Genomic DNA, 24,055 nt, shown 5'->3' with positions numbered 1-24,055 from the left:
TATCTATGCAATCGCAGCGGCTTCCGTAAAAGAAATAGGATTCATCGCTTCGTCTTCTTCAAACGTCACGTATTCCCATGCCTCTTGGTTTTGCAGTAGCTCTAATAACAGTTTGTTGTTCAAGCCATGACCAGACTTAAACGCTTTGTATTCACCAATGACGCTGTGTCCAAGTAAGTACAAATCACCAATCGCATCCAGCACTTTATGACGCACAAGCTCATCACGGTAGCGAAGACCTTCATCATTCAATACACGATACTCATCAAGCACGACCGCATTTTCCATGTTCGCGCCACGCGCTAGATTATTGTCTTTGAAGTATTCAATATCCTTCATAAAGCCAAATGTGCGAGCACGTGAAATTTCTTTGACAAATGTCGTCGTTGAGAAATCAACCGAGGTGTACTGAACCTCTTCATCAATCGCAGGATGCTGAAAATCTATCGTGAAGGATAAACGGAAACCGTTAAAAGGTTCCAGCGACGCATACTTGTCACCATCTTCAGCACGAATCAATTTCTTTATGCGAATAAATTTCTTAGGTGCCTCCTGTTCTTCGATACCAGCTGACTGAAGCAAGAAGACAAACGGACTTGCACTACCGTCCATCAAAGGCACTTCACTAGAGCTCAGCTCAACGTAACAGTTATCAATACCTAAGCCAGCCATCGCAGACAATAAATGCTCGACCGTACTGACTGTCACTTCGCCGTCACGAAGCGCTGTAGCGAAATTGGTAGCGCCAACAGACTGAGCCGAACCAAGAATTTCAACAGGTGGCTCTAAATCTGTACGCACAAAAACAATACCAGTATCAACTGGTGCTGGTTTAAGCGTTAGATATACTTTTTCGCCCGAATGCAAACCCACTCCGGTAGCGCGAATAATGTTTTTAAGGGTGCGCTGACGTACCATTATATTCCTACAATATGATGACATTTAGAATTTGCCGGAATCATACCAACAAGTGTCGTTTTATTCAATTCAGAAGCTCTTAGCTGCGCATTTTTTGCGCAATTTTTTTACTAGTCCGCTTGGCGACGCAAAAACGCCGGAATATCCAAATAGGACAGTTTATCTTCTGCTTTTTGTGAGCTTGAGCCAGATGAAGCCGACTCATTGAGTTTGGTTTCTGCAGGTGCTGCAGCATTCGCCTCAACGGCAGACTTAGTTGACTCAGGCTTTGGTGGCACAACATTTACTTGTGCTCGCTCTTCAGCGGCCGGCTGAACTGGAGCAGATTGCGTAGCAGGCTCAGACACCGTCGTTGACATAGAAACAGAAGCACCGACAGCCGACTGCATTTGAGCAGAAGAACCTTTGCCTTCCAACCCAGTTGCAACAACAGTGACACGCATTTCTTCACCAACACTTGGATCAATAGCACAACCAATCACGACAGTTGCATCTTCTGAAGCGTACTCTTCGATAATGTTACCGACTTCAGTAAACTCAGATAAACCAACTTCATCGTTTGCGGTAATGTTAACCAACACACCACGCGCACCTTTAAGGTTGATATCCTCTAACAATGGGTTATGAATAGCGGCTTCCGCAGCAACACGCGCACGGTCTTCACCGGTCGCGGAACCAGACCCCATCATCGCCATTCCCATTTCTTTCATCACTGTTTGTACATCGGCAAAGTCGACGTTGATCAAACCAGGACGCATGATCAGGTCAGTAATACCTTGAACAGCGTTCAGCAATACATTGTTTGCTTCACCGAAGGCTTTCAGCAGAGAAATATTTTTTCCTAGCACTGGCAACAATCGCTCATTAGGCACCGTAATCAAAGAGTCAACATTATCACGCAGCTCTTTAACACCTTCCTCAGCAACCTTAGCACGACGACGACCTTCAAACGGGAATGGCTTAGTCACCACTGCAACCGTTAAAATACCAAGCTCGCGAGCCACTTTTGCAATAATCGGCGCAGCGCCCGTTCCAGTACCGCCACCCATGCCTGCTGTGATAAACACCATGTCAGCGCCCGTCAAAAGCTCAGTGATTTTCTCTTGATCTTCAAGAGCAGAATCACGGCCAATATTAGGATTTGCGCCTGCACCTAATCCTTTTGTTACGGTCGTACCAAGCTGCAATGTAATACCTGAATCTAAGCCTACTAGGGCTTTAGAATCAGTATTTGCACAAATAAATTCAACACCGTCTAGATTACTCTCTAACATGTGTTTCACGGCGTTTCCGCCGCCACCGCCAACACCAACTACTTTGATGACAGCATTGTCTGACAAGTTTTCTTCGGCTAAATCAAATACGTTCATGGACATGGGCTTTAAGCTCCTATAATTCTGCTGTCATTCCTGACTAAATATAACTTTGAAACCAATCTTTCACTTTGTGCCACGCCTTCGTTGGACTGAAAGCAGGCTTGGCCTCACCGCTCGCCACTTCGGGCAGAAATTTCTTCTTTGGTGCATTTACTTGAGACGCTAAATCTGACATTTCAGGTGTCTGCACGCTTTCTCCGGCATATTCTAACAAGCCTATACTTGTGGAATAAGTTGGATTATCAATTATCTCAGCAACACCTTTTGCTGAATGCGGTGAAGCAATACGTACAGGCATATCAAAGATATGTTCTGCTAACGCCTCCGCACCCTCCATTAAGGATGTACCGCCTGTAATCACGATGCCTGCTGGAATTCGCTCGGCATAGCCACTGCGACTCAACTCATCAAGCACCATTTTGTAAATCTCTTCGTAACGCGCTTCAACAACTTCCGCCAACGCATGACGTGAAATAGAGCGCGGTTTGCGATCCCCAACACTTGGCACTTCAATACGCTGATCGGCAGAAGCCAAACTAGACATCGCGCAAGCGTAGCGAATTTTAATCGCATCTGCATGTAAAGTAGGTGTACGTAACGCTTGTGAGATATCATTGGTTACTTGATCACCCGCCACTGGCACAACTGCCGTGTGATGCAAAGCACCATCAAGCCATACTGCGATATCAGACGTTCCCGCACCAATATCCACTAAACAAACACCAAGGTCTTTTTCGTCTTCGCTTAAGCACACCTGACTGGATGCCAGTTGCGAAAGCACAACACCATCAACCTCTAAACCACAACGACGAATACACTTCTCGACATTCATCACAGCATTTGCCGCACCTGATATCAAATGTACATTCGCTTCAAGTCTAACACCCGACATACCAAGTGGGTCTCGAATCCCCTCTTGTGAGTCAATATTAAACTCTTGAGGCAATACATGTAGAAGACGCTGATCGGACGAAATAGGTACTGCTTGTGCAGCATCAATCACGCGTTCAATATCTTCAACCTGCACTTCACCTTCTTTGACTGCTACGATGCCATGTGAATTTTGACTGCGGATATGACTTCCCGCAACACTCACGTATACGGAGTGTATGTTGCAGCCAGCCATTAACTCAGCTTCTTCCACGGCTCGCTGGATAGATTGCACAGTGGACTCAATGTTGATAACAACACCACGTTTCATGCCTTTGGCTACATGGGTACCAACACCAACTACCTCCATGACACCGTCAACACCTTTCTCCCCAACTACACAGGTGATTTTTGAAGTGCCAACGTCTAATCCAACAATCATATAATTCCCAGTTATCCTACGACCAACAAATCATTGTTTAAAAAAGCAACAATTAGACCAAGTTTTACTCTTTGGGTTTCCAATTAACCGCCACCCCATGAGGGTAGCGAGCATCAACCGAGGTAATCCGATCTATTCTACCCGATAAATCAGTTTTATACACGGCCACAAACCGCTGCAATCGCTCTAAAACCTCATCTCGACCGAGTTTTACGCTAACTCCGTTCGAAAAAGAAATATTCCATGCTCCACGGTCTTCTAGTTGCAGTGACGCCACCCTAAGCGACGTTGTCGACAGCATTTGACTGATCAATGTAAACTGATCCAAAACTGCCGCCTCCGTATCAGTAGGGCCTGACAATCGCGTTAACGGCAAGTTAGGGGCTTTTCTTGGCGAAATAATTTTCCCATCAGCGGTAATTACTTTCCCCCTCCCCCATAACGCAACAGGCCTATGCTCTCTCACCTCAATACGTAATGTGTGAGGCCAGACACGTCGAATCTTCGCCGATTCTACCCATTCTGGCTGCGCGCCAAAATATCGCAATGCCTCCATCGGTTCTTCAAATAACCCCCGACCTAACAATTTGTTATAGCTTTTTTGCAAATCTGCTCGATTGGCGTATTGCAAATCACCAACTACATCAATTTGTCGGATATCAAACATGGGGCCATCGGTAGCCAATTGATCTGGATTATCCTGGAACAAGGCAAACACAATGAGCAGTATCGCGCCTATTAACGCTGCGGTACGCATTCGTTTAGCTCACCCCTACGCAGTCTTGCCAAGCCGTCTTAATAATCATTTCAACCAACTCATCGTAACTAATGTCTGCATAAGCGGCCGCCATAGGCACCAAACTGTGTGACGTCATCCCCGGTGAAGTATTCACCTCAAGCACAGTAAAATCACCTTCAGCCGTTTGCATGATATCGACACGCCCCCAGCCACGACAATTAAGCGACTGATAAGCATCAAGCGCCAACGCTTGTATCTCAAGTTCGAGATCGTCTGACAAACCGCACGGCAAAAGATACTGCGTATCATCTGCCAAATACTTTGCTTCATAGTCATAAAGCGCATGCCCTTGAGCAGGTTTTAAACCAATTGGCGCATAAGCGACATCATCAATGATAGTCACCGTAAACTCGGCACCAGAAACAAACTCTTCAACCAATACATCTGAATCATATCGCTTAGCGTCTTCCAAAGCGGCTTTTAACTCAGACTGATCATTAACTTTACTGATGCCAATGGTTGAACCCTCTCGCGATGGCTTAATAATCAGAGGGTATGACATTTCTTCATTAATCTGATCAACATCTGGCTCGGCACTGAAGCACAAATAATTAGGAGTTGGTATCCCAAGCCCTTGCCAATAGCGCTTTGTCAGAGCTTTATCCATAGCAAAACCAGAGGCCAGCGGCAAACTACCGGTATAAGGTTTTTCCAACATATCTAACAATGCCTGAACTCGACCATCCTCACCCTCTCCACCATGCAAAGCAATGAAGGCGATATCAAATTCAGTGTCCATCAACTGTTTGACCGGATCAAATTTCTCATCTTCACCGTACAAATCAATTTTGACTACTTGGTAACCTTTATTGATCAATGCTTGAGCTACACCTGCACCACTTTCAAGTGACACTTCTCGCTCAGCAGAACGACCACCATAGATGACTGCTACCGTTTGTTCTTTAAGTAAACTCACTTAAACCCCCTGAGCAGCCAACTTTTTAGAAATCGCGCCTATATCACCAGCTCCTTGCGTGATCAGCAAGTCGTCGGGGCGTAAAACATTTGCCAAGATTGAACGCAAATCGTCCTCACTACTGACATGAATTGGGTCTACATTACCGCGTTGACGAATGCTGCCACACATAGATTTGCTGTCAGCCCCGTTAATAGGTGTCTCACCAGCGGAGTACACATCCAATAATAGCAACACATCAACTTTTGAAAGTACCTTTACAAAGTCCTCATAAAGATCTCGAGTACGCGTATAACGATGCGGCTGGTAAACCATTACTAGGCGTTTTTCAGGCCATCCATCTCGAATCGATTTGATCGTCGCTTTCACTTCACTAGGGTGATGACCGTAATCATCAACAAACATAACGCTACCGCCTTCTGCCAGCGCTAAGTCACCTTGCTCTTGGAAGCGTCGCCCAACCCCTTCAAAGCCCATTAGCCCTGCTTGAATCGCTGCAGCATCGACACCTAAATCGGTTGCTACCGCAATGGTAGCTAACGCATTCAAAATATTGTGTCGACCCGGCATTGGCAAACGAATACGCAAAGGTTCGCCTTCAGGACGGTGTGCTAAAAACTCACAAAAGCGTCCTTTTTGGGAAATCTCGGTCGCATAATAATCTGCTACCTGATCAATGCCGTAGGTTAAGACAGGACGACTTAGAGAAGGCATAATTTCACGGACGTTATCATCGTCTACACATAAAACCGCCAGACCGTAAAATGGCAAGTTATGAACAAACTCAATAAAAGTGTGCTTAACCTGCTCAAAATCACCGTTATAGGTGTCCATGTGGTCTTCATCAATATTCGTCACGATCACTGTTTGAGGCTGTAAGTGAAGGAACGACGCATCACTCTCATCGGCCTCTGCCACAAGGTATTTGCTGCTACCAAGCTGTGCATTGGCCCCTGCACTGGTTAAGCGACCACCAATTACGAACGTTGGGGATTCATCCGTTGCAGCTAAGATAGAGGCCATCAAACTGGTGGTGGTTGTTTTACCATGCGTACCGGCCACAGCAATACCATGACGATAGCGCATTAATTCTGCCAACATTTCAGCACGAGGAACAATCGGAATACGGTTCTCTTTGCCCCATTTAATTTCAGGGTTACTGCTATCAATCGCGCTCGATACGACAATGACATGGGCATTTTTAACGTTGTCTTCTTGATGCCCAATATGAATTTCAACACCCAACGTCGATAAACGCTCAGTTGTAGCGGAAGCTTTCATATCTGAGCCGCTTACGTTATACCCTTGGTTCGAAAGTACTTCGGCGATGCCTGACATGCCCACACCCCCCACACCAATAAAGTGGATATTTTGAATACGACGCATTGTCGGGATGTCGTAGCGAAACTTAGCTTCCATCATTTCTTCATTAACCTTATGCACTGGGACACCACCGTTTGAGTGGCATCCGGATGAGCAGCAAGCTTTGCTTGCTCAGCCATTGTTCTTAATTTGTTCGAATCGTTAGCCATATCAGCTAAACACTTTTCAAGGCTTGCTACAGACAAGGTTGGCTGCGGCATTAAATACGCAGCACCAACATCTTCCAATGAACGAGCATTCGCCGTTTGATGGTCATCTATAGCATGGGGATACGGCACTAAAATCGAAGGCAAGCCGGCAATCGCCAGCTCACTGATGGTCATAGCGCCTGCACGACATACAACCACATCCGCCCAATAATACGCTTGCGCCATATCATCAATGTAAGCATCCACACGAGCCTCTACATTCAAACGACGATAATCTGTCGAAACAGCCTCATGGTTTCGTGGGCCGGTTTGATGCCACACATCTAAACGTGTTTCATGAGACCACTCAGATAATAATTGCGGTATCACATCGTTAATCGCCTTCGCACCTAAACTGCCCCCTACCACCAACAAACGTAGAGGTCGTGAAGGCTCTTCCCTAACAGGGCGCGTTTGTTGAGCTAAAATAGCGCCACGCACTGGGTTACCCACGGTCAACCCGTTTGACAAGGCGCCAGCAAACGCTTGCAATTTGAGCTTGGCAATTTTAGACAGCAAAGTATTGGTTGTACCAGCTACCGCATTTTGCTCATGAATTGCCAAAGGAATGCCCAGAATCTTCGCTGCGACACCACCAGGACCCGCAACAAACCCACCCATACCTAATACTAAATCGGGGTTTTCCCGTCGAAGAATGGCGATCGCTTGACCAATCGAATGAGCAACACGCCAAGGTGCGGCTAACAGGCCCAATGTGCCTTTTCCACGGACCCCTTTAATGGAAACAGTGTGCAATGGAATATCGTGCTTCGACACCAATGTTTCTTCCATACCGCCAGCAGAGCCCATCCAGCAAACATCCATACCTAACGAGGCAAATTTTTCCGCACAAGCTAATGCCGGATAAATATGACCACCTGTACCACCCGCCATCAACATTACTTTCTTAGGTTTAGACAAACTAAGCGTCCCCTGTTTCCCTAATCATTCGTTCTTTATCCGAGCGTTTTTCGTCTATATCTAACTCAGGCTCAATACGTCGATTTTCAATATCAACTCGTGCAATAACAAACAAACTGGCTAACGTAATAATTAAGCTACTACCACCGTAGCTAATTAAGGGCAGTGTTAGGCCTTTCGTCGGAAGAAAACCTGTATTCACCCCAACATTGATTATGACCTGCGCCAAAATCAAAATCGAAAAACCAAAACACATGTAACCTTGGAACAAGCGCCCCAGACGCATGGCTTTCTGCCCTATATTAAATGCCCTAGACAACATAAAACCAAAGGCACCTAGTAACAACATACCACCAAACATGCCGGTTTCTTCGACCCAGATCGAAAATACAAAATCAGTGTGCGCCTCTGGCAAGTAGGCTAATTTTTGCACACTATTGCCAAGTCCTAATCCAAACCACTCACCACGCCCATAAGCAATCAAGGCCTGGGACAATTGGTAACCGTCATTGTAAGGATCTGCCCATGGATCAATAAAGTTCATCAGGCGCTTAATACGATAACTTTCCGATACAGCAACCACACCTAATGCTGCGACGACCGCGACAACCAACCCAATGAACTGATAAATAGGTGCACCAGCAATAAAAAGCAGCGCTATAACCGTACCAATTAATACAACTGAAGCACCAAAATCGGGCTCTAACAGCAAACAAATTAAAAACAAAAAGGACACCACCATCGGCATCCCTGAGCCCATCAACTGCTGCCTAACACGATCTGCTCGACGCACCAAATACCCCGAGACATACACCACCATACAGACCTTAGCGACTTCCGATGCCTGCAAGTTGAAGACCACTAAATTAATCCAACGCCGACTACCGTTTACTGTTTTACCGATCCCCGGCACCAACACTAAAATAAGCAATAACAATGAGAACAGCATTAACGGCACGCCATATTTATGCAGCACCTCTGTCGGTACCGACATCATGAAGTAGCCAAAACCCAAGCCAATCATCAAATAAATAAGTTGCCGGACCATAAAATAAAACGGGTGGCCATATTTTGTTTCAGATAAAAAAATTGACGCACTAGAAACCATGACGATTCCCAACACTAAAACGCAAGCCACCGATGCAACAAACACAGCATCGACCTTACGAAGCTCTTGATAGGAAACAGGCTCTAGAAACTCGCGAATGTTCATAGCTGCTTAACCAACGCTTGGAAATGCTCGCCACGAATTTCAAAGTTCTTATATTGATCAAAGCTGGCGCATGCAGGGGAGAAAAGTACGATATCACCTTGCTCTACTTTTCCTTTCACTGCACTCATCACATCGACCAAATCTGTATGCTCAGAGTATGAAGTCTGTGATGGAAGAATGTCGATGATCTGATCCGCATCTTTACCAAAAACATAAAGGTGACTGACAAACTTTGCTAAAGCCGGTGCCAGCGGTGCGAAATCCGCGCCCTTACCCACGCCACCGGCAATCAAATGAATATGCTTGGCTTGTTTATTACCTAAGCCTTCCAGTGCCGCCAAGGTGGCGCCGACATTCGTGCCTTTCGAATCATTGATGTAAACCACGCCTTCTGTTTCTCGAACCGTTTCACAACGATGCGGCAGACCAGCAAATTGTGCCAATACACCAGCTACTTCCGGTGTATCAATTGGGAGATTCAATATATCTAATATTGCTAAGCAGGCTAGGACATTGGCATAGTTATGCTCTCCTTTAAGCTTAATGTCTTTGGTGTTGTAAAGACGCTTAACCCCATGACACAACCACACCCCATCTTCATCTTTCAAGATGCCGAATTCTTTTAGATCTGGGCTACCTTTGGAAAAAGCTCGAACAGGGGTATTCTGCGCCAACAAAGGCGCCGTTAGGATATCTTGCTTATTGCATACCGCGGCCTTACAACCACGGTATACTCGCTGTTTAGCGCGCTGATAGCTGTATAGATCATCGTAACGATCCATATGATCTGCTGATACATTTAGCAAACACGCTACATCAGCTTGCAAACCTTGCGTTGTTTCCAACTGAAAACTGGACAGTTCCAGTACATAATAATCCACATCTTCTGCTAACAGATCCAACGCAGGCAGCCCTAAGTTGCCACCTGCCACGGAACGCTTACCAATTACCAATAACAACTCATTAACCAAAGTGGTTACGGTACTTTTGGCATTCGACCCCGTGATCGCAATAAACGGAGCATTGGCATAATCGCGGAACAAATCAATGTCACCACGCATAGCAACACCTTGCTCAGCTAACGTTTGCAGTACTGGTGTTGCCAACGCAATACCGGGACTCACAAACAGTTCCGTCGCTCCGAGTGTCTTTAAATGCTCTAGACTGCCTGTAAAAATTCGATCTGCAGGGCAAATAGCTTTAACCTGATCAAGCCCTGGGGGATTTTCACGAGAATCTACCACGTAAAAGTCCAGCCCCTTACTTGCCAAAAATTGCGCCGTAGACACACCACTGACACCAAGCCCCACCACTGCACGAACGCGATCTGAAGAAATAAGAGACATGCAACTACCTTACTTTAAGTGTGGCAATACCGATCAACACCAAGCACACAGTGATAATCCAGAAACGAACAATAACCTTTGGTTCCGCCCAGCCTTTTAGCTCGAAGTGATGGTGGATAGGTGCCATACGGAAAATACGACGCTTAGTGAGCTTGTAGGAAGCTACTTGCAAAATAACCGACACAGTCTCCATAACGAAGACGCCGCCCATAATAAACAACACCAATTCTTGTCGAACAATGACCGCAATAACACCCAGTGCAGCCCCCAAAGCCAAGGCACCTACATCCCCCATGAATACTTGAGCCGGATAGGTATTGAACCACAAGAAGCCAAGGCCAGCGCCCACTAACGCAGCACAAAACACAATCAACTCGCCGGTTCCACCGACGTAGGGAATCAATAGGTATTCGGCAAATTTTATGTTGCCGGTTAAGTAAGCGAATAAACCTAACGCACCACCGACTAATACCGTTGGTAAAATCGCCAAACCATCTAAGCCATCGGTCAAGTTCACTGCATTACTAGTACCGACAATTACAAAGTAGGTGAACACCACATAAAATATACCTAGCGGAATAGCAACGTCTTTTAAAAGTGGAATTAACAAAGATGTTTCAGCAGGCGTTTGCGCAATACTGTAAAGGTAAATAGCTGCTGATAACCCGAAGACACTCTGCCAAAAGTATTTCCATTTAGCGGGTAATCCACGCGAATTTTTCTCGACCACTTTTCGGTAATCATCCACCCAACCCACTGCCCCAAAAGCAATCATGGTCAACAGTGTCACCCAAACATAAGGATTCGTTAGGTCACCCCACAACAAAGTGCTGACACTAATAGAAAAAATAATCATCACACCACCCATGGTCGGCGTGCCCGCCTTGCTTAGGTGAGACTGAGGGCCATCATCACGCACAGCTTGACCAATCTGCAAACGTTGCAGTAAACGAATGACTTTGCCACCGATTAATAGGGAGATAAATAAAGCCGTCAACACTCCTAAAATCGCACGTAACGATAGATAGTTAAAGACAGTAAAAAACGTTAAATACTTGCTAAGGTAAGCTGTTAAAAGCAGTAGCATGGTTAGGCCAATTCCTAATTTTTGAGAGCGTTAACAATATCTTCCATTTTGGCCGAACGAGAGCCTTTCACCAAAATGACATGTTCGTAATTAAGTGCCTGCAAGAGAGCAAGCGCTTCGTGTTTGGTTGCACAACGATGAGACAATTGCTCTGATCGTTTTTTGTTTTCAAAACCAATGGCTGCAAAACTGGCAACTGGGCCAATCGTTACCAAGTGGTCAATACCCACTTTGGCAGCATAGTCTCCAAGACCTTCGTGTATAGATTGCTCTAAGTCGCCTAATTCACCGAGCGCCCCCAAAACCATCCATTTTGAGTGTGTTTTATACAGCGCCAATACATCCATCGCGGCTTCAACCGATTTTGGGCTGGCATTGTAACAATCATTAATGATGACGGCTTCCCTTTTTCCCGTCAAAAGCTCCATTCGCCCAGGGACTTGCTCTGGGTGCTTAAGCTTCGATAAAACATCCATTATTTCAAACCCTAACGCCATCATTGCCAGCGCCACGGCCATCGCATTTGCAACATGATGACGACCGGGTCGGTCAAGCTGTAACTGGTAGGTGTTTTGATTGTAAACTAACGTGGTCGTGGATCCATCAACACTTTCATTTACTTGCTTAGCGAACAAGGTGGCACAGTCATTATTAAATGAAAACGACAGCAATGAACGCTGCCCAAGTAAGCTTTGCCAATAGTCAAAAGAAGGGTCATCAGCATTAAGTACTACCGTCGCACTAGGTTTAGACGTCTCTATCAGCTTACCCTTTTCAACAGCAATCCCTTGAATGGAGCCAAACCCCAATAAATGACTACCACTGGCATTGGTCAACACAACAACATCTGCTTCAATGCTAGTGCCTAGTCTCTCAATTTCGCCAGGAAAGCTTGTACCCGCTTCAATAACGGCAAACCGATCGTCTGACTGAAGCTGAAGAAGCGTTTTTGGCACACCAATTTGGTTATTAAGGTTACTTTGAGTTTTCAACACTTTAGTAGATTGAGCTAAGGCATTTGCCAGCCAATCTTTAACACTGGTTTTGCCATTGCTACCTGTAATTGCAACCACTGGATGCTTATAGAAACGTCTCTGCATGCGAGCAATTGTCGCGTAGGCGGCGCCCGTATCGGACACTTCAATACGTGGCGTTACATTCACAGGCGAACTGACCAAGACTGCAGACGCCCCCAGGGTAATCACCTGCTCGGAAAAGTCATGTCCATCAAAGCGCTCCCCTACCAACGCAACAAACAGTTTGCCCTCTAAGTCATCGCGAGAATCTGTTGAAACACCGGCAATGAGTGCATCCGACCCAATTAATGAGCCGCCTACTTCTGCTGCAATTTCTGATAATCTAAGTGTTTTCAACATACGTATTGAGCGCGTTACGCGCCTCCTCACAATCATCAAAGTGGTGACGTACACCATTAATCTCTTGGTAGGTCTCGTGCCCTTTACCCGCAATCAACACAATGTCATCCGGTGCCGCCAAAGCGATGGCCTGGGCAATCGCTTTGCGCCGATCAACCTCTACCGATACAAGCGCGAGGTTCGAATCTAACGCCGTCAATACATCGTCTATAATAGCCAGCGGTGACTCAGTACGAGGATTATCCGACGTCAACCACACGTGATCCGCCTGCTGTTGTGCAACGGCCAACATCAAAGGACGCTTGCCTTTATCTCGATCTCCACCACAGCCAAAGACACAAATCACTCGACCACTCGCATGATCATGAATCGCCCTTAACGCCACGTCCAAAGCATCAGACGTATGCGCGTAATCCACTAAAACCAAAGGCGCGTGCTCAGCTTTGCAGGGCTGCATTCGGCCTGGTGCACCTTTTAAGCCACTAAGCGCCTTCACCAACCTAGCTTCGTGTTTTACTTCACTTAATACGGCGGCCAGTGCCGCCAAGGCATTTTGTACATTGAACTCACCAAGTAACGGCAAAAAAGCATCGTAACGATTAGTATGTATTTTAATTGATAGCTGCAAACCCATCTGGCAAAACGTTTTATTACTCACCCCAAACTCTGCACCCGAAGTAGCCTGAGACGAATAACGCCACACCGGTGCAACACTCCCGTGCGCCATATAATCTGCATAATCCGAGTCAGTGCAAACAATACTGCGCTGTAAAGTTTCGAATTCAAATAGACGTCGCTTAGCCTGAGCATAAGACGTCATAGAGCCATGGTAATCAAGGTGGTCACGAGTAAGGTTTGAGAAAATCGCGGTTGACACTGGCACACCAGCCAAGCGGTTTTGATCTAATGCATGGGAAGATGCCTCAAACGCAACCAATTCAATACCTTGCGCTGCAAAAGAGGATAAAAGTTTGTGTAAGGTAAGCAAATCAGGTGTGGTTTGTTTAGCTTCTTGCAGGTCATGCAAAGAGCCTATTCCAAAAGTACCTATCATGGCGCTCGGCACACCAGCAGCTTCTGCTAATTGAGCCACATAGTAACAAATACTGGACTTGCCATTCGTCCCCGTGACCGCAACAATGTGAGCAGGAACAGGGCCATAGACATGACGCGCTAACGTTGCGAGCGCTAACTCAATGTCATCCACTTCGATCAAGGTCAATCTGCTGTGCTGAAGATTCAGACCAGCAGGCACAAGCGCTATGTGACAACCATTATCTGCAACTTGATCCAAGTAATCCCAGCCTTGACTAGAAACACCAGGGAGCGCCACAAATATTGTTTCAGGAGTCACTAAACGAGAATCGGTCTCTAAAGACCGATACTCACATTGATTAATTTTCCAACTATTCTCAAGACCAAGCCACTCAAGAAGTTGTTCAAAGGTAAACATTTTAGTTTCCTTTTACGATTCGATACGGTGCCTTATTCGTATTGTCCAAGCGAACTTCTCTTAAACCTTCGGGACGATCAGGCGGAATATTCAAGGTAGTCAGCGCACCTTCCATTACGCGAGAAAACACAGGTGCTGAGACTTCACCACCATAGTATTTACGGCCTTTGGGGTCATTCACCATAACCACCATCGCCAGTCGAGGGCTCGTTGCTGGCGCAATCCCTGCAAACAACGAAATATACTGATCATACTCATAACCACCCGATCCCACTTTGTGAACCGTGCCTGTTTTACCTGCGACATTGTACCCAGGAATCTGAGCTTTTTTACCAGAGCCTTTCGTAACAACGGCCTGCAACATATGAACGACGTCTTGTGCAATATTAGCAGGAATCACTTGGTCACCTTGTGGGGGAATATCCTGCTTAAACAGCGTAACTGGCACTTTGTAACCATGGTTAGCTAGTGTCATATAAGCCTGCGCTAGCTGCAAGGTAGACAAAGATAAACCGTAACCATAAGATAAGGTTGCAATTTCAGAAGGGTGCCACTTAGGATGCATAGGCAACTTGCCTGTGGCTTCCCCAGGAAACCCAAGACCTACTGGTGAACCAATACCCAATTCGTAAAACATATTCCAAATGGTATCTTGCGGTAGCGATAGCGCAATACGAGAGGTCCCAACGTTACTCGACTTCACTAACAATGTCTCTAAGTCGATTTCACCGTAATTTCTAAAGTCGCGGATGGTGTAACGCCCGAAACGCAGATAGCCAGGATTTGTGTCAATAATAGACTCAGTCGAGTATTGACCAGAGCGCAATGCTGCTGTCACGGAAAATGGCTTCATGGTGGACCCTGGCTCAAACAAGTCAATGACAGCTCGGTTACGCAATTCGTCAGGCTCTAGATTGGATCGGTCATTAGGATTGAAAGATGGCTGATTGACCATCGCCAGAATTTCACCTGTGCGTACATCAAGAATAACCGCAGATGCTGAGCTAGCGCGCTGCTCAGTCACCACTGCCTTTAGCTCTCGATATGCCATGTATTGTAGACGCATATCAATACTAAGCTCGATATTTTCGCCCGCTTGCTCTGGAACTTCTTGACCCAGCGTTCGAATAATATTGCCCTTGAGATCTTTCATGTAAGAGATTTTGCCTGGCTGACCTTCCAGAGCTTGTTCATAAGCGAGCTCAATTCCCTCCTGCCCCTTATCATCGATATTGGTAAAGCCAACTACTTGAGCGGTCACCTCACCCGCAGGGTAAAATCGCTTGTACTCTTTGATCTTACTTACACCAACAATGTCAGCATCCAAAATAACTTCTGCTTCCGGTGGTGGCACCTGACGCTTCAAATACATAAACCCTTTGTTACGGTTTATCTCAAAGCGCTCTTTCAATAACGCCGATCCTACGCCCATTGCATCCGCCAGACGTTTAATTTCTTTTTCTGGGTACAAGCGCTCGCCAACAGGTTTTGATAAGTTCTCAGGATCTTTATCTAAACCCCATAACATCTTAGGGTTCGCAATCACAGTCCATGTCGGGGTACTAACCGCTAACGGCTCACCATTGCGATCTAAGATCATGCCACGAGTAGCAGGAATGGATTCTGTACGGACCGCTCGCATTTCGCCTTGGTTTTGCAAAAACTCTTTATCAAGTACCGTTAAGTAGAACAAACGTCCTGCGGCAATGGAAAACAAAGCAAAAGCGATGGCGTATACAAGATATAAGCGCCATTTGCTTGGGGAAAAATTGTGTTCGTTCGTGTTCATGGCTTCACTATGACCAATTCTTCAGGGGTAGGAGCTCGCATCTTTAAATCCCTTATAGCTGCTTGTTCCAATCGACTTGGTTGGGTCAGGGCGCTTTGTTCCAACAACAGCTGCCCCCAAACCACCTCATAATTCACTTCATCTCTCTTTAACTTTTGCAGGTACGCAAAATCCCCGCGAAAATCATAAACTTGAATCACCAATACAATCGCCATCACACCTAGCAGCACAAGCGCCCCTACGAACGACAGATGTTTTGCAATGGGTTCATTCACTGATTCGCTCCATGACACGCAAAACAGCACTGCGCGAACGGACGTTATCATCCACTTCACCTTTAGAGGGTTTAGTTGCCTTTCCGATGGTTTTAAAGTGAATATTTAAATGTGCGTTTTGAATCGGCAAATGGCGCGGCAGATCCGGTCCTTTGCACATCCTCTTCATAAATTGCTTAACGATTCGATCTTCCAAAGAATGGAAACTGATGACGACCAGACGTCCGCCTACTTTTAATGCTTTAGCCGCCGCTTCTAGACCCTCTTCTAGATCACCTAGCTCGTTATTAATGAAAATGCGGATACCTTGGAATGCTCGGGTTGCTGGATTTTTACCTTTCTCCCAAGCGGGATGCGCTTCAGCAACAATTTTAGCCAGCTGCGTGGTCGTGGTAATCGGTGTTTGTGAACGCTTTTCGACTATCGCGCGAGCAATACGACGAGAGAAGCGCTCCTCCCCATATTGGTACATCACGTCTGCAATCTCTTTCTCTTTCGCGACCGCAATCCAATGCGCTGCACTCATACCCACATCTGGATTCATACGCATGTCCAATGGACCATCATTCATAAAACTAAAACCGCGGCTAGCGTCGTCTAATTGAGGAGACGAAACACCTAAATCCATCATAATGCCGTCGACTTTATCAGTACCAAACACTTCTGGAATATGCTCTGCCATGTTGGCAAAGCTGTCCTGTACAATCGTAAAACGTTCATCCTCAGCTTCGAGAGTTTTGCCGTGTCCTATTGCAACAGGATCTTTATCAAAACCAAGCATTGTTCCTGTCGTCAGGCGCGATAACACCAAACGCGTATGCCCACCACGGCCAAACGTTCCATCGACATAGGTTCCTGCTGTATCGGTTACAAGCATGTCTACCGATTCATTCAGCATGACACTGATATGTTCTGGTGTTGTTTCTGTCATAGTGAGATATCCATCAAAGTATCGAGTTCTAAGTTTTCTAACGTGGCTTCGGACAGGTACTCTTCACGCTGAGTTTCCCACTCTTCCAAGCCCCAAATTTCTAGTTTTTTACCCTGACCTAACAGGGTGGATTTACGCTCAATTTTGGCGAACTCTCGAAGCGGACTAGGCAACAACACCCGCCCCGCACTATCAAGCTCCAAATCGGTTGCGTGACCCACCAACAAACGCTGCAATCTTCTTGCTTGCGGATTAAATGTTGGTAGGCGATCTAATTTCTCTTGGATTTGCTCCCACTCTTGCAATGGATACAGCAGCAAGCATCTCGACATCGGATCAATGGTAACAATCAGTCCAGGCTCATCATATTGAAGAAATTCGTCGCGTAAGCGCGCCGGCAGAGACATTCGCCCCTTAGCGTCTACACTCACCTGATGAATTCCTCTAAACATGCCCATATCCCACTTATCGACACTCTACCCCACAATTTAACACTAATTTTTCAAATAGATAAAAAAAAACCAAAAAAAATTCGCACAAGGCGAACTATTTGGTCATTCAGTACGTTTTATTGGCGAAAAACTGATGCTTGAAGTCAATCTGGAAGGGAAATGTGCAAGCTGGCCGATAAGCCGGGTTCTGTCGTGGACAGTCATTCATCTAATACGTACATCACTGCACGTCTTTAGCAACCTACCCGAACTCAGTGCGGGTCACACCAATGAGTTCCTATTTGGTCTTGCTTCAAGTGGGGTTTACCTTGCCACGAACTGTTACCAGTCGCGCGGTGCGCTCTTACCGCACCATTTCAACCTTACCGGCAGCAAGCTGCTTAGGCGGTTTATTTTCTGCTGCACTTTCCGTAGGCTCACGCCCCCCAGGCGTTACCTGGCACTTTACCCTGCGAAGCCCGGACTTTCCTCCCCTCTAGCACAAGGCTAAAGCGGCGACTGTCTGGCCAACTTGCGGTGCGAAATACTACAGGGTAAAGCGACAGATGCAAGATAAATCGTATAAATCGTTTATTTACCCGTTAATGGCAAGCAGAAACTGACCTCTAAGCCACCCTCAGGGCGATTAAAGGCTTGAATTTCGCCATTGTGCGCTTGAACAATTCGCTTGGCGATAGTTAGCCCAACACCGAAACCACCGCTGTTTGACTCACGCGCCGAGGATGAACGAAAAAACGCATGAAAAATCTTTTCAAGCATTTCATCCGCTACGCCCGGACCATTATCTTTAATAGATATAACCGCTCGCTTACCCTCTTCCTTAGAGCAAACCTCAATTTTGCTGCCTTCTCCGGAGTAAAAACACGCATTTCGGAGTACGTTTTCAACAGCATGACGCAGTTGCACAGGGTCACCATGCAGCGTTTTGGGTAAGCCTCCCGTCTTTTCAATAGTAATGCCACGCAATTGAGATTCAAACTGCACGTCAGCTACAATATCACTTAACCATGACTGTACATCAATCTGGTCCTTTTGCATGGAAGCGGCCTCAAGGCGCGAAAGCGTTAACACCTGACCAATGAGCTCATCTAATTCATGTAATTCATTACGAATACGATCAAGGTAGCTTTGCTGCGTAGACATACCATGCTTATCTTCAGCAATCGTTAAAGCCACCTCAATTCGAGCTAATGGCGTTCTCAGCTCATGCGAAACATCTCGTAACAGGCGCTCTTTAGAACTCAACAGCGTTTCGATACGACCAGCCATTTCATTAAATTCACGCGCCAAGTTTCCAATCGAATCCTTTCGCTTTACTAAACGATCATCAACACGTGCAGTCATATCTCCTTGACCGAATAAACGCGTAATTTTTTGCAGCTTCAACAATGGCCCTAAAAGCCAATAGGCTAAAATTGCACTCGAAACAAATAAGCCAAGCAATGACAGCAACGCGATTGCCCAAGGGCTAATAATGTCACTCTTATCTTGAGGACGAAATACCAGTAAATACTGAACATTACTGGCACCAATTACTTGAATAAATTGACTGCGACGTGCATCAGCTGACGCCTTCTGCGCAGCAGTGGATTCAGTAGACGCATCTACAGAAGATTGCTCGCGAAAATTACGTGGTAATGAGCGTAGCAGTGGTCGACCATTCTCCTGGTAAATAAAAATACTACCTTGTAACTGCTGCTCATACTGTCGAGCCTGTTCTTGAAGTGCTGTGGTACCACTTTTTTCATACGTGGACACCAAACTCACACCAATGTCACCCAATACATCTGCAGACACTTGGTCACGGTCTTCCACAAAGTCAACCACTCCCAAACCAATTGCGACCACGACCATGTTCGAAAACAGTACAACTAAAAAGACTCGTAAAAATGTATTTTTCATACCATCAGGCTGCCATCAGTTGTTAGCTACCCTTCTGCTCCATCAACAAAGATATACCCAACACCACGAACTGTTTTGATACGCGGTTCGCCATTTTCGAAGCTACCTACTTTCTTACGTAAGTTACTTATGTGCATATCAAGACTACGATCATACATAGTCAACTTACGACCAAGAGCCTTTTCAGATAAATCTTGTTTAGTAAGAACCTGACCAGGCACCATCATCATACACTCCAGTAATGAATACTCTGAAGTAGTCAATTCGATCGCTTCGTCATTTAAATAGACTGTGCGATCTCGGCGCCTTAGGAGAACATCAGAGAGAGACAAATCAGACATTGGGTCATCTTCTCTTTCCTGCGAGGAACGACGCAAAATAGCTTTGATACGAGCCAGTAATTCACGCGGATTAAACGGCTTAGACAAATAATCATCTGCCCCCATTTCCAACCCTAAAATTCGATCAATATCATCCCCTTTAGCCGTAAGCATTATGACAGGGATAGCACTTTTGTTACGAATTTGCTTTAAGGTCTCAAACCCATCTAGCACTGGCATCATGACATCAAGGATGACAATATCAGGGCGATCTTGCTCCATGTAATCCAATGCTTCTTGTCCATTCCATGCATGAGTCACCTCATACCCTTCACCGTCGAAGTACTCTTTCACTAAATCCGATAGACGAGCATCGTCGTCTGCTAAAAGCATTTTAACCATAACCAACCCTTAAAATGTAAAGTTGTTTGACTATTAAATAGTATGGTAGTAAGCGAATAATTAAACCCCTCTTTTCAAAGAACTGACAATGTTTGCAATTGAGCTGACTTATTAGCCAAAAAAAACGCCCTGCTGAGTTTTTCAGTAGGGCGTTTTCACATCAAAAACAAAAATAGTGGCTACTTAACTTCTAGCACTTGCGCTTCGATTTTAGCCTTCCACTCAGCAGGACCCGTCAAATGTACAGAGGTACCCGCGGCATCAACCGCTACTGTTACTGGCATATCTACCACATCAAACTCATAAATAGCTTCCATGCCCATTTCTGGGAACGCAACAACCTCTGCTTTTTTGATTGCTTTTGACACTAAGTACGCAGCACCACCAACAGCCATTAAATAGACGGCACCAAACTCCTTAATGGCTTCAATCGCCGCCGGCCCTCGCTCCGCTTTACCAATCATGCCTAGAAGACCCGTCTTCTCAAGCATTGTATGAGTAAACTTATCCATTCGTGTAGACGTTGTTGGGCCCGCCGGACCAACAGCCTCATCACGAATAGGGTCAACAGGCCCCACGTAATAGATAAAGCGCCCTTTAAGATCTACTGGCAACTCTTCGCCATTGGCCATCATTTCAACCATCTTCTTGTGCGCCGCATCACGGCCCGTAAGCATTTTGCCATTTAGAAGAACGGTTTCGCCTGGCTTCCAGTCTTTCACCATTTCTGGTGTTACTTCATCAAGGTTTACACGACGAACACTGTCACCGACTTCCCAAGTAATGTCTGGCCAATCATCTAGAGAAGGCGGAACAAGATCCGCAGGCCCCGAGCCGTCCAAGACAAAATGAGCGTGACGAGTTGCCGCGCAGTTTGGAATCATAGCAACAGGCAAAGACGCGGCATGCGTTGGATAATCCATGATTTTCACATCAAGAACCGTCGTTAGACCACCTAAACCTTGTGCACCTATACCTAAATTATTAACCGCTTCAAAGATTTCAAGACGAAGCTCTTCTACACGATTTTTCGGCCCACGAGCTTTTAGCTCATGGATATCGATAGGTTCCATTAGAGACTCTTTTGCCATGACCATGGCTTTCTCTGCCGTTCCACCGATACCAATACCCAACATACCTGGTGGACACCAGCCAGCGCCCATAGTTGGAACCGTTTTCTTAACCCACTCAACTATCGAATCAGATGGGTTCAGCATCGCCAGTTTAGATTTATTCTCTGAACCACCGCCTTTAGCTGCCACGTGGACCTCAACCGTATCACCTGGGACAATTTCCATATGAATCACGGCCGGAGTATTGTCTTTGGTATTTTTACGTGCACCAGCAGGATCATCAAGAATCGAAGCACGTAGAACGTTATCTGGATGAAGGTAAGCACGACGCACACCTTCATTAATCATGTCAGTGACGCTCATAGAGCTTTCCCACTGAACATTCATACCCACCTTAACGAATACAGTAACAATGCCCGTATCCTGACAAATTGGACGCTTACCTTCTGCACACATACGCGAGTTGATAAGAATCTGAGCCATTGAGTCTTTTGCCGCTTGGCTTTCTTCACGCTCATAAGCTTCATGAACAGCGTTTACAAAATCTAAGGGATGGTAATAAGAAATAAACTGAAGAGAATCTGCGACACTGTCGATCAGATCATCCTGTTTAATAATGCTCATGCGCCTCTCCTGCTGAGTATTTATACTTTTATGGGGAAGCAGAATGTTAAAAGATGCGACTTGGCTTTAAAAGACAAAACCAAAATTTTCAGTAAATATACTGCACATTCACAAAATCAATGTTTGTTAGAAACACAAAAAGCTCCACTTGGCCATAAACCAATGGAGCTTGTATTAATAAAATAACATTTTAAGCTTTTTGAGAAGACTTTGGGTGCTGCACAGAATGTTGCACATACTCCTCAAGAATTGAAGACGTGAACTGCTCGCGCTCAGGCAATGAGTGAATCTGTTCGGCCTCCCAATTAATGAGACAAATAAAGACTGAATACTTATTAATGCAGGCATAGTCTATATCACGAACACTAATTTGATGATCTTCCATCAATTTGAGCACTTGCTCCATGACTTTTTGACTTTCAAAATGCCCAACCCCCTCAATCCCCCTAAGCAAGCGCTCTACTCGCTCTACAGGATTTTCAGAAGGCTTAGATGGCTGCTCTTGTCGACTCATCACCAAGAACTTGTCCAACATTTCTTCCGTATACAACTCGCGCTGATGAACATCCGAAACTTGAGCACTTTCTCTTTCAAGCAAGCGAATGAATAAGCTCTTATTACGAATATCCGAAAACTCTAAATCACGCAGACTTAATCCACTTTCTGACATGATAGAGATAACAGTCTCGTAAGAGGCTTTAGCTTGCTCATCACCACGTGCAGCCAATGCCAAATGACGACGCAGCTCATGCATGATCTTAGCCGCGCGATAGTCTTCTTTTAATTGCAAATGTTGTGTGTATTGATCTTTGCGATTAGAGAGACGATCTAATAATTCTTGGAAGCCTTGCTGAGCATCTTGCTCAGCACGCATAGAATCCATACGCATCTGTGAACGCTTGGACTCCCACACTTCATAAGCGCGAGCACGAGCCTGAAAAGCGCGCTCCATCGCTTCTTCAAAACTTTGCTCTATACGTGCCCGCTCTGAGCGCTCTCGCTGTTCTTCTTGCTCAACGATTACTCTTTCGCTACGTTTTTCTTTTAGTGACTGTTGCGCTAAAGACAACTGCCCCTCAAGACCATCAATTTCCACCAGCATGTCAGATTCATCAAAATCCACTAGCAAACCATGTACTTTGGCCCAGTATGAATCTTCTTCAAAAGGCACATCTGGGTTGCTAGAAGAATATTGATTACGCAGTGTTTCTTTAAACTGCTCACCACTTGGCCTAAACGCACTTGCAGCATTTATAACATTATCGTGAAAATAGACGCACTCGTCGCTCGATTGATCTGCTGTTTCGTCAGCATGATGCACGTCATTATTAACCGCTTGAGAGTCCATTTGTTCCGTTTCACTCATCACATTATCAACAGTCTCTTGTTTCTCTGAGTCCATCATATCCGACGCAAAGGTTGTGCAATTCATCGCATCCATCTGATTAAATGACTCATCTTCTTGTGAAGCAAAGCATTCATCACTGTTAAAAGACTCATGCTCAATATCATCTATATTAGCTTGGTCAAAATGATCATGAAGCTCGTCAACAGGAGCCTCAGAACAACACTCCTGTTGCTGATCATCCTGCAAAGAAGACACCTTGGCCTCCATAAATGACTCAGAAGAAACATTGCAATCAAATTCTTCTTCAAAGTCATCTAATATCGTGCGAGCGTTTTCATAAGTTCTATTCGGGTCAGCAGGCTTTTCACTAAAGCGACGCTGCGCATGAGACTCAGTAACAACAGGGCGTGATACCTTGGCGTGTCGAGGCACACCATTCCAGCTCACCTTAAACAGCATAGTTCGATCGCAAAGTTGATACATTGGTATGTCACCCTGAACAAGCCCATTCTGCAAAATGATCGATTCAGCATGACGCAATGCCATAGAGGATTCGCTTGAGTTAGTAGAGGTTGCTAGGTTAAGTAACTTTATAACTTTACCAATGGCTTTTTTTCTGCGTCTTAGACTCATTCTGATGCCACCCTTTTA

Annotated in this window: 20 protein-coding genes and 1 other RNA gene; all 21 read right to left on the bottom strand. The window is 45.6% G+C overall.

Going from position 1 to position 24,055, the window contains the following annotated elements; all coding sequences use genetic code 11:
- Window positions 1–3: 3 nt before the first annotated feature.
- The 21 genes from lpxC to AYW75_RS07235 all read right to left on the bottom strand — a co-directional run bounded on the left by lpxC (window position 4) and on the right by AYW75_RS07235 (window position 24,037).
- A complete protein-coding gene (gene lpxC, locus AYW75_RS07335; RefSeq protein ID WP_067097555.1) occupies window positions 4–918 on the bottom strand; it encodes a UDP-3-O-acyl-N-acetylglucosamine deacetylase in 915 nt (304 codons plus the stop codon).
- A gap of 110 nt (window positions 919–1,028) precedes the next feature.
- Window positions 1,029–2,288 carry a cell division protein FtsZ gene (gene ftsZ, locus AYW75_RS07330; protein ID WP_067097715.1) on the bottom strand — a complete coding sequence of 420 codons (1,260 nt, stop codon included), beginning with the start codon at window positions 2,286–2,288 and terminating at the stop codon, window positions 1,029–1,031.
- A gap of 43 nt (window positions 2,289–2,331) precedes the next feature.
- On the bottom strand, window positions 2,332–3,606 hold the full coding sequence (ftsA, locus tag AYW75_RS07325) for a cell division protein FtsA (protein ID WP_067097552.1): 1,275 nt from the start codon (window positions 3,604–3,606) through the stop codon (window positions 2,332–2,334).
- Window positions 3,607–3,670: 64 nt separating this feature from the next.
- On the bottom strand, window positions 3,671–4,363 hold the full coding sequence (locus tag AYW75_RS07320; RefSeq protein ID WP_067097549.1) for a cell division protein FtsQ/DivIB: 693 nt from the start codon (window positions 4,361–4,363) through the stop codon (window positions 3,671–3,673).
- Window positions 4,364–4,367: 4 nt separating this feature from the next.
- Window positions 4,368–5,321, bottom strand: coding sequence for a D-alanine--D-alanine ligase (locus AYW75_RS07315; protein ID WP_067097546.1), 954 nt, complete (start codon window positions 5,319–5,321; stop codon window positions 4,368–4,370).
- The gene (gene murC, locus AYW75_RS07310; protein ID WP_067097543.1) at window positions 5,322–6,743 is read right to left on the bottom strand and encodes a UDP-N-acetylmuramate--L-alanine ligase; all 1,422 of its coding nucleotides are present in this window, start codon (window positions 6,741–6,743) and stop codon (window positions 5,322–5,324) included.
- Window positions 6,740–7,813 carry an undecaprenyldiphospho-muramoylpentapeptide beta-N-acetylglucosaminyltransferase gene (gene murG, locus AYW75_RS07305; protein ID WP_067097540.1) on the bottom strand — a complete coding sequence of 358 codons (1,074 nt, stop codon included), beginning with the start codon at window positions 7,811–7,813 and terminating at the stop codon, window positions 6,740–6,742. The genes murC and murG overlap by 4 nt, the downstream gene beginning before the upstream one ends.
- A gap of 1 nt (window position 7,814) precedes the next feature.
- Window positions 7,815–9,026 carry a putative lipid II flippase FtsW gene (ftsW, locus tag AYW75_RS07300; RefSeq protein ID WP_067097537.1) on the bottom strand — a complete coding sequence of 404 codons (1,212 nt, stop codon included), beginning with the start codon at window positions 9,024–9,026 and terminating at the stop codon, window positions 7,815–7,817.
- Entirely contained in the window at window positions 9,023–10,372 is a 1,350-nt protein-coding gene (murD, locus tag AYW75_RS07295) for a UDP-N-acetylmuramoyl-L-alanine--D-glutamate ligase (protein WP_067097533.1), read from the bottom strand. The genes ftsW and murD overlap by 4 nt, the downstream gene beginning before the upstream one ends.
- Window positions 10,373–10,376: 4 nt before the next feature.
- Window positions 10,377–11,459, bottom strand: coding sequence for a phospho-N-acetylmuramoyl-pentapeptide-transferase (gene mraY / locus AYW75_RS07290; RefSeq protein ID WP_067036949.1), 1,083 nt, complete (start codon window positions 11,457–11,459; stop codon window positions 10,377–10,379).
- Between the two features lie 14 nt (window positions 11,460–11,473).
- Window positions 11,474–12,835 (bottom strand): UDP-N-acetylmuramoyl-tripeptide--D-alanyl-D-alanine ligase, encoded by a 1,362-nt coding sequence (locus tag AYW75_RS07285; RefSeq protein WP_197478910.1) that lies wholly within the window; start codon window positions 12,833–12,835, stop codon window positions 11,474–11,476.
- Window positions 12,819–14,288 carry a UDP-N-acetylmuramoyl-L-alanyl-D-glutamate--2,6-diaminopimelate ligase gene (locus AYW75_RS07280; protein WP_067097529.1) on the bottom strand — a complete coding sequence of 490 codons (1,470 nt, stop codon included), beginning with the start codon at window positions 14,286–14,288 and terminating at the stop codon, window positions 12,819–12,821. Before AYW75_RS07280 ends, AYW75_RS07285 begins: the two co-directional genes overlap by 17 nt.
- Before the next feature lies 1 nt (window position 14,289).
- A complete protein-coding gene (locus tag AYW75_RS07275) occupies window positions 14,290–16,077 on the bottom strand; it encodes a peptidoglycan D,D-transpeptidase FtsI family protein (RefSeq protein WP_067097526.1) in 1,788 nt (595 codons plus the stop codon).
- Window positions 16,074–16,352, bottom strand: coding sequence for a cell division protein FtsL (gene ftsL / locus AYW75_RS07270; RefSeq protein ID WP_231886161.1), 279 nt, complete (start codon window positions 16,350–16,352; stop codon window positions 16,074–16,076). The genes AYW75_RS07275 and ftsL overlap by 4 nt, the downstream gene beginning before the upstream one ends.
- A complete protein-coding gene (gene rsmH / locus AYW75_RS07265; RefSeq protein ID WP_067097523.1) occupies window positions 16,345–17,283 on the bottom strand; it encodes a 16S rRNA (cytosine(1402)-N(4))-methyltransferase RsmH in 939 nt (312 codons plus the stop codon). Before rsmH ends, ftsL begins: the two co-directional genes overlap by 8 nt.
- Window positions 17,280–17,735: a division/cell wall cluster transcriptional repressor MraZ gene (gene mraZ / locus AYW75_RS07260; protein WP_067097705.1), complete on the bottom strand. Its 456-nt coding sequence runs from the start codon at window positions 17,733–17,735 to the stop codon at window positions 17,280–17,282. Before mraZ ends, rsmH begins: the two co-directional genes overlap by 4 nt.
- A gap of 160 nt (window positions 17,736–17,895) precedes the next feature.
- An RNA gene (gene rnpB / locus AYW75_RS07255) (RNase P RNA component class A) lies at window positions 17,896–18,249 on the bottom strand.
- Window positions 18,250–18,305: 56 nt separating this feature from the next.
- Entirely contained in the window at window positions 18,306–19,637 is a 1,332-nt protein-coding gene (locus AYW75_RS07250) for a HAMP domain-containing sensor histidine kinase (protein WP_067097520.1), read from the bottom strand.
- 26 nt (window positions 19,638–19,663) lie between these two features.
- Window positions 19,664–20,359: a response regulator transcription factor gene (locus AYW75_RS07245; protein ID WP_067097517.1), complete on the bottom strand. Its 696-nt coding sequence runs from the start codon at window positions 20,357–20,359 to the stop codon at window positions 19,664–19,666.
- A gap of 179 nt (window positions 20,360–20,538) precedes the next feature.
- Window positions 20,539–22,056, bottom strand: a complete 1,518-nt coding sequence (locus AYW75_RS07240) for a fumarate hydratase (protein ID WP_067097514.1) — start codon at window positions 22,054–22,056, stop codon at window positions 20,539–20,541.
- Between the two features lie 190 nt (window positions 22,057–22,246).
- Window positions 22,247–24,037, bottom strand: coding sequence for a DUF2786 domain-containing protein (locus tag AYW75_RS07235; RefSeq protein WP_067097511.1), 1,791 nt, complete (start codon window positions 24,035–24,037; stop codon window positions 22,247–22,249).
- Window positions 24,038–24,055 lie beyond the last annotated feature (18 nt).

Source organism: Marinomonas atlantica, from assembly GCF_001639725.1.
Lineage (GTDB): Bacteria > Pseudomonadota > Gammaproteobacteria > Pseudomonadales > Marinomonadaceae > Marinomonas > Marinomonas atlantica.
The sequence above is the reverse complement of the archived record's forward strand: the minus strand, read 5'-3'. Positions and strand labels throughout refer to the sequence as shown.

Bases quoted from the DNA above. Each gene is read 5' to 3' on its own strand.
- lpxC (WP_067097555.1), bottom strand. From the start codon at position 918: ATGGTACGTCAGCGCACCCTTAAAAACATTATTCGCGCTACCGGAGTG.
- ftsZ (WP_067097715.1), bottom strand. From the start codon at position 2,288: ATGAACGTATTTGATTTAGCCGAAGAAAACTTGTCAGACAATGCTGTC.
- ftsA (WP_067097552.1), bottom strand. From the start codon at position 3,606: ATGATTGTTGGATTAGACGTTGGCACTTCAAAAATCACCTGTGTAGTT.
- AYW75_RS07320 (WP_067097549.1), bottom strand. From the start codon at position 4,363: ATGCGTACCGCAGCGTTAATAGGCGCGATACTGCTCATTGTGTTTGCC.
- murC (WP_067097543.1), bottom strand. From the start codon at position 6,743: ATGATGGAAGCTAAGTTTCGCTACGACATCCCGACAATGCGTCGTATT.
- ftsW (WP_067097537.1), bottom strand. From the start codon at position 9,026: ATGAACATTCGCGAGTTTCTAGAGCCTGTTTCCTATCAAGAGCTTCGT.
- murD (WP_067097533.1), bottom strand. From the start codon at position 10,372: ATGTCTCTTATTTCTTCAGATCGCGTTCGTGCAGTGGTGGGGCTTGGT.
- mraY (WP_067036949.1), bottom strand. From the start codon at position 11,459: ATGCTACTGCTTTTAACAGCTTACCTTAGCAAGTATTTAACGTTTTTT.
- AYW75_RS07285 (WP_197478910.1), bottom strand. From the start codon at position 12,835: ATGTTGAAAACACTTAGATTATCAGAAATTGCAGCAGAAGTAGGCGGC.
- AYW75_RS07280 (WP_067097529.1), bottom strand. From the start codon at position 14,288: ATGTTTACCTTTGAACAACTTCTTGAGTGGCTTGGTCTTGAGAATAGT.
- AYW75_RS07275 (WP_067097526.1), bottom strand. From the start codon at position 16,077: ATGAACACGAACGAACACAATTTTTCCCCAAGCAAATGGCGCTTATAT.
- rsmH (WP_067097523.1), bottom strand. From the start codon at position 17,283: ATGACAGAAACAACACCAGAACATATCAGTGTCATGCTGAATGAATCG.
- mraZ (WP_067097705.1), bottom strand. From the start codon at position 17,735: ATGTTTAGAGGAATTCATCAGGTGAGTGTAGACGCTAAGGGGCGAATG.
- AYW75_RS07250 (WP_067097520.1), bottom strand. From the start codon at position 19,637: ATGAAAAATACATTTTTACGAGTCTTTTTAGTTGTACTGTTTTCGAAC.
- AYW75_RS07245 (WP_067097517.1), bottom strand. From the start codon at position 20,359: ATGGTTAAAATGCTTTTAGCAGACGACGATGCTCGTCTATCGGATTTA.
- AYW75_RS07240 (WP_067097514.1), bottom strand. From the start codon at position 22,056: ATGAGCATTATTAAACAGGATGATCTGATCGACAGTGTCGCAGATTCT.
- AYW75_RS07235 (WP_067097511.1), bottom strand. From the start codon at position 24,037: ATGAGTCTAAGACGCAGAAAAAAAGCCATTGGTAAAGTTATAAAGTTA.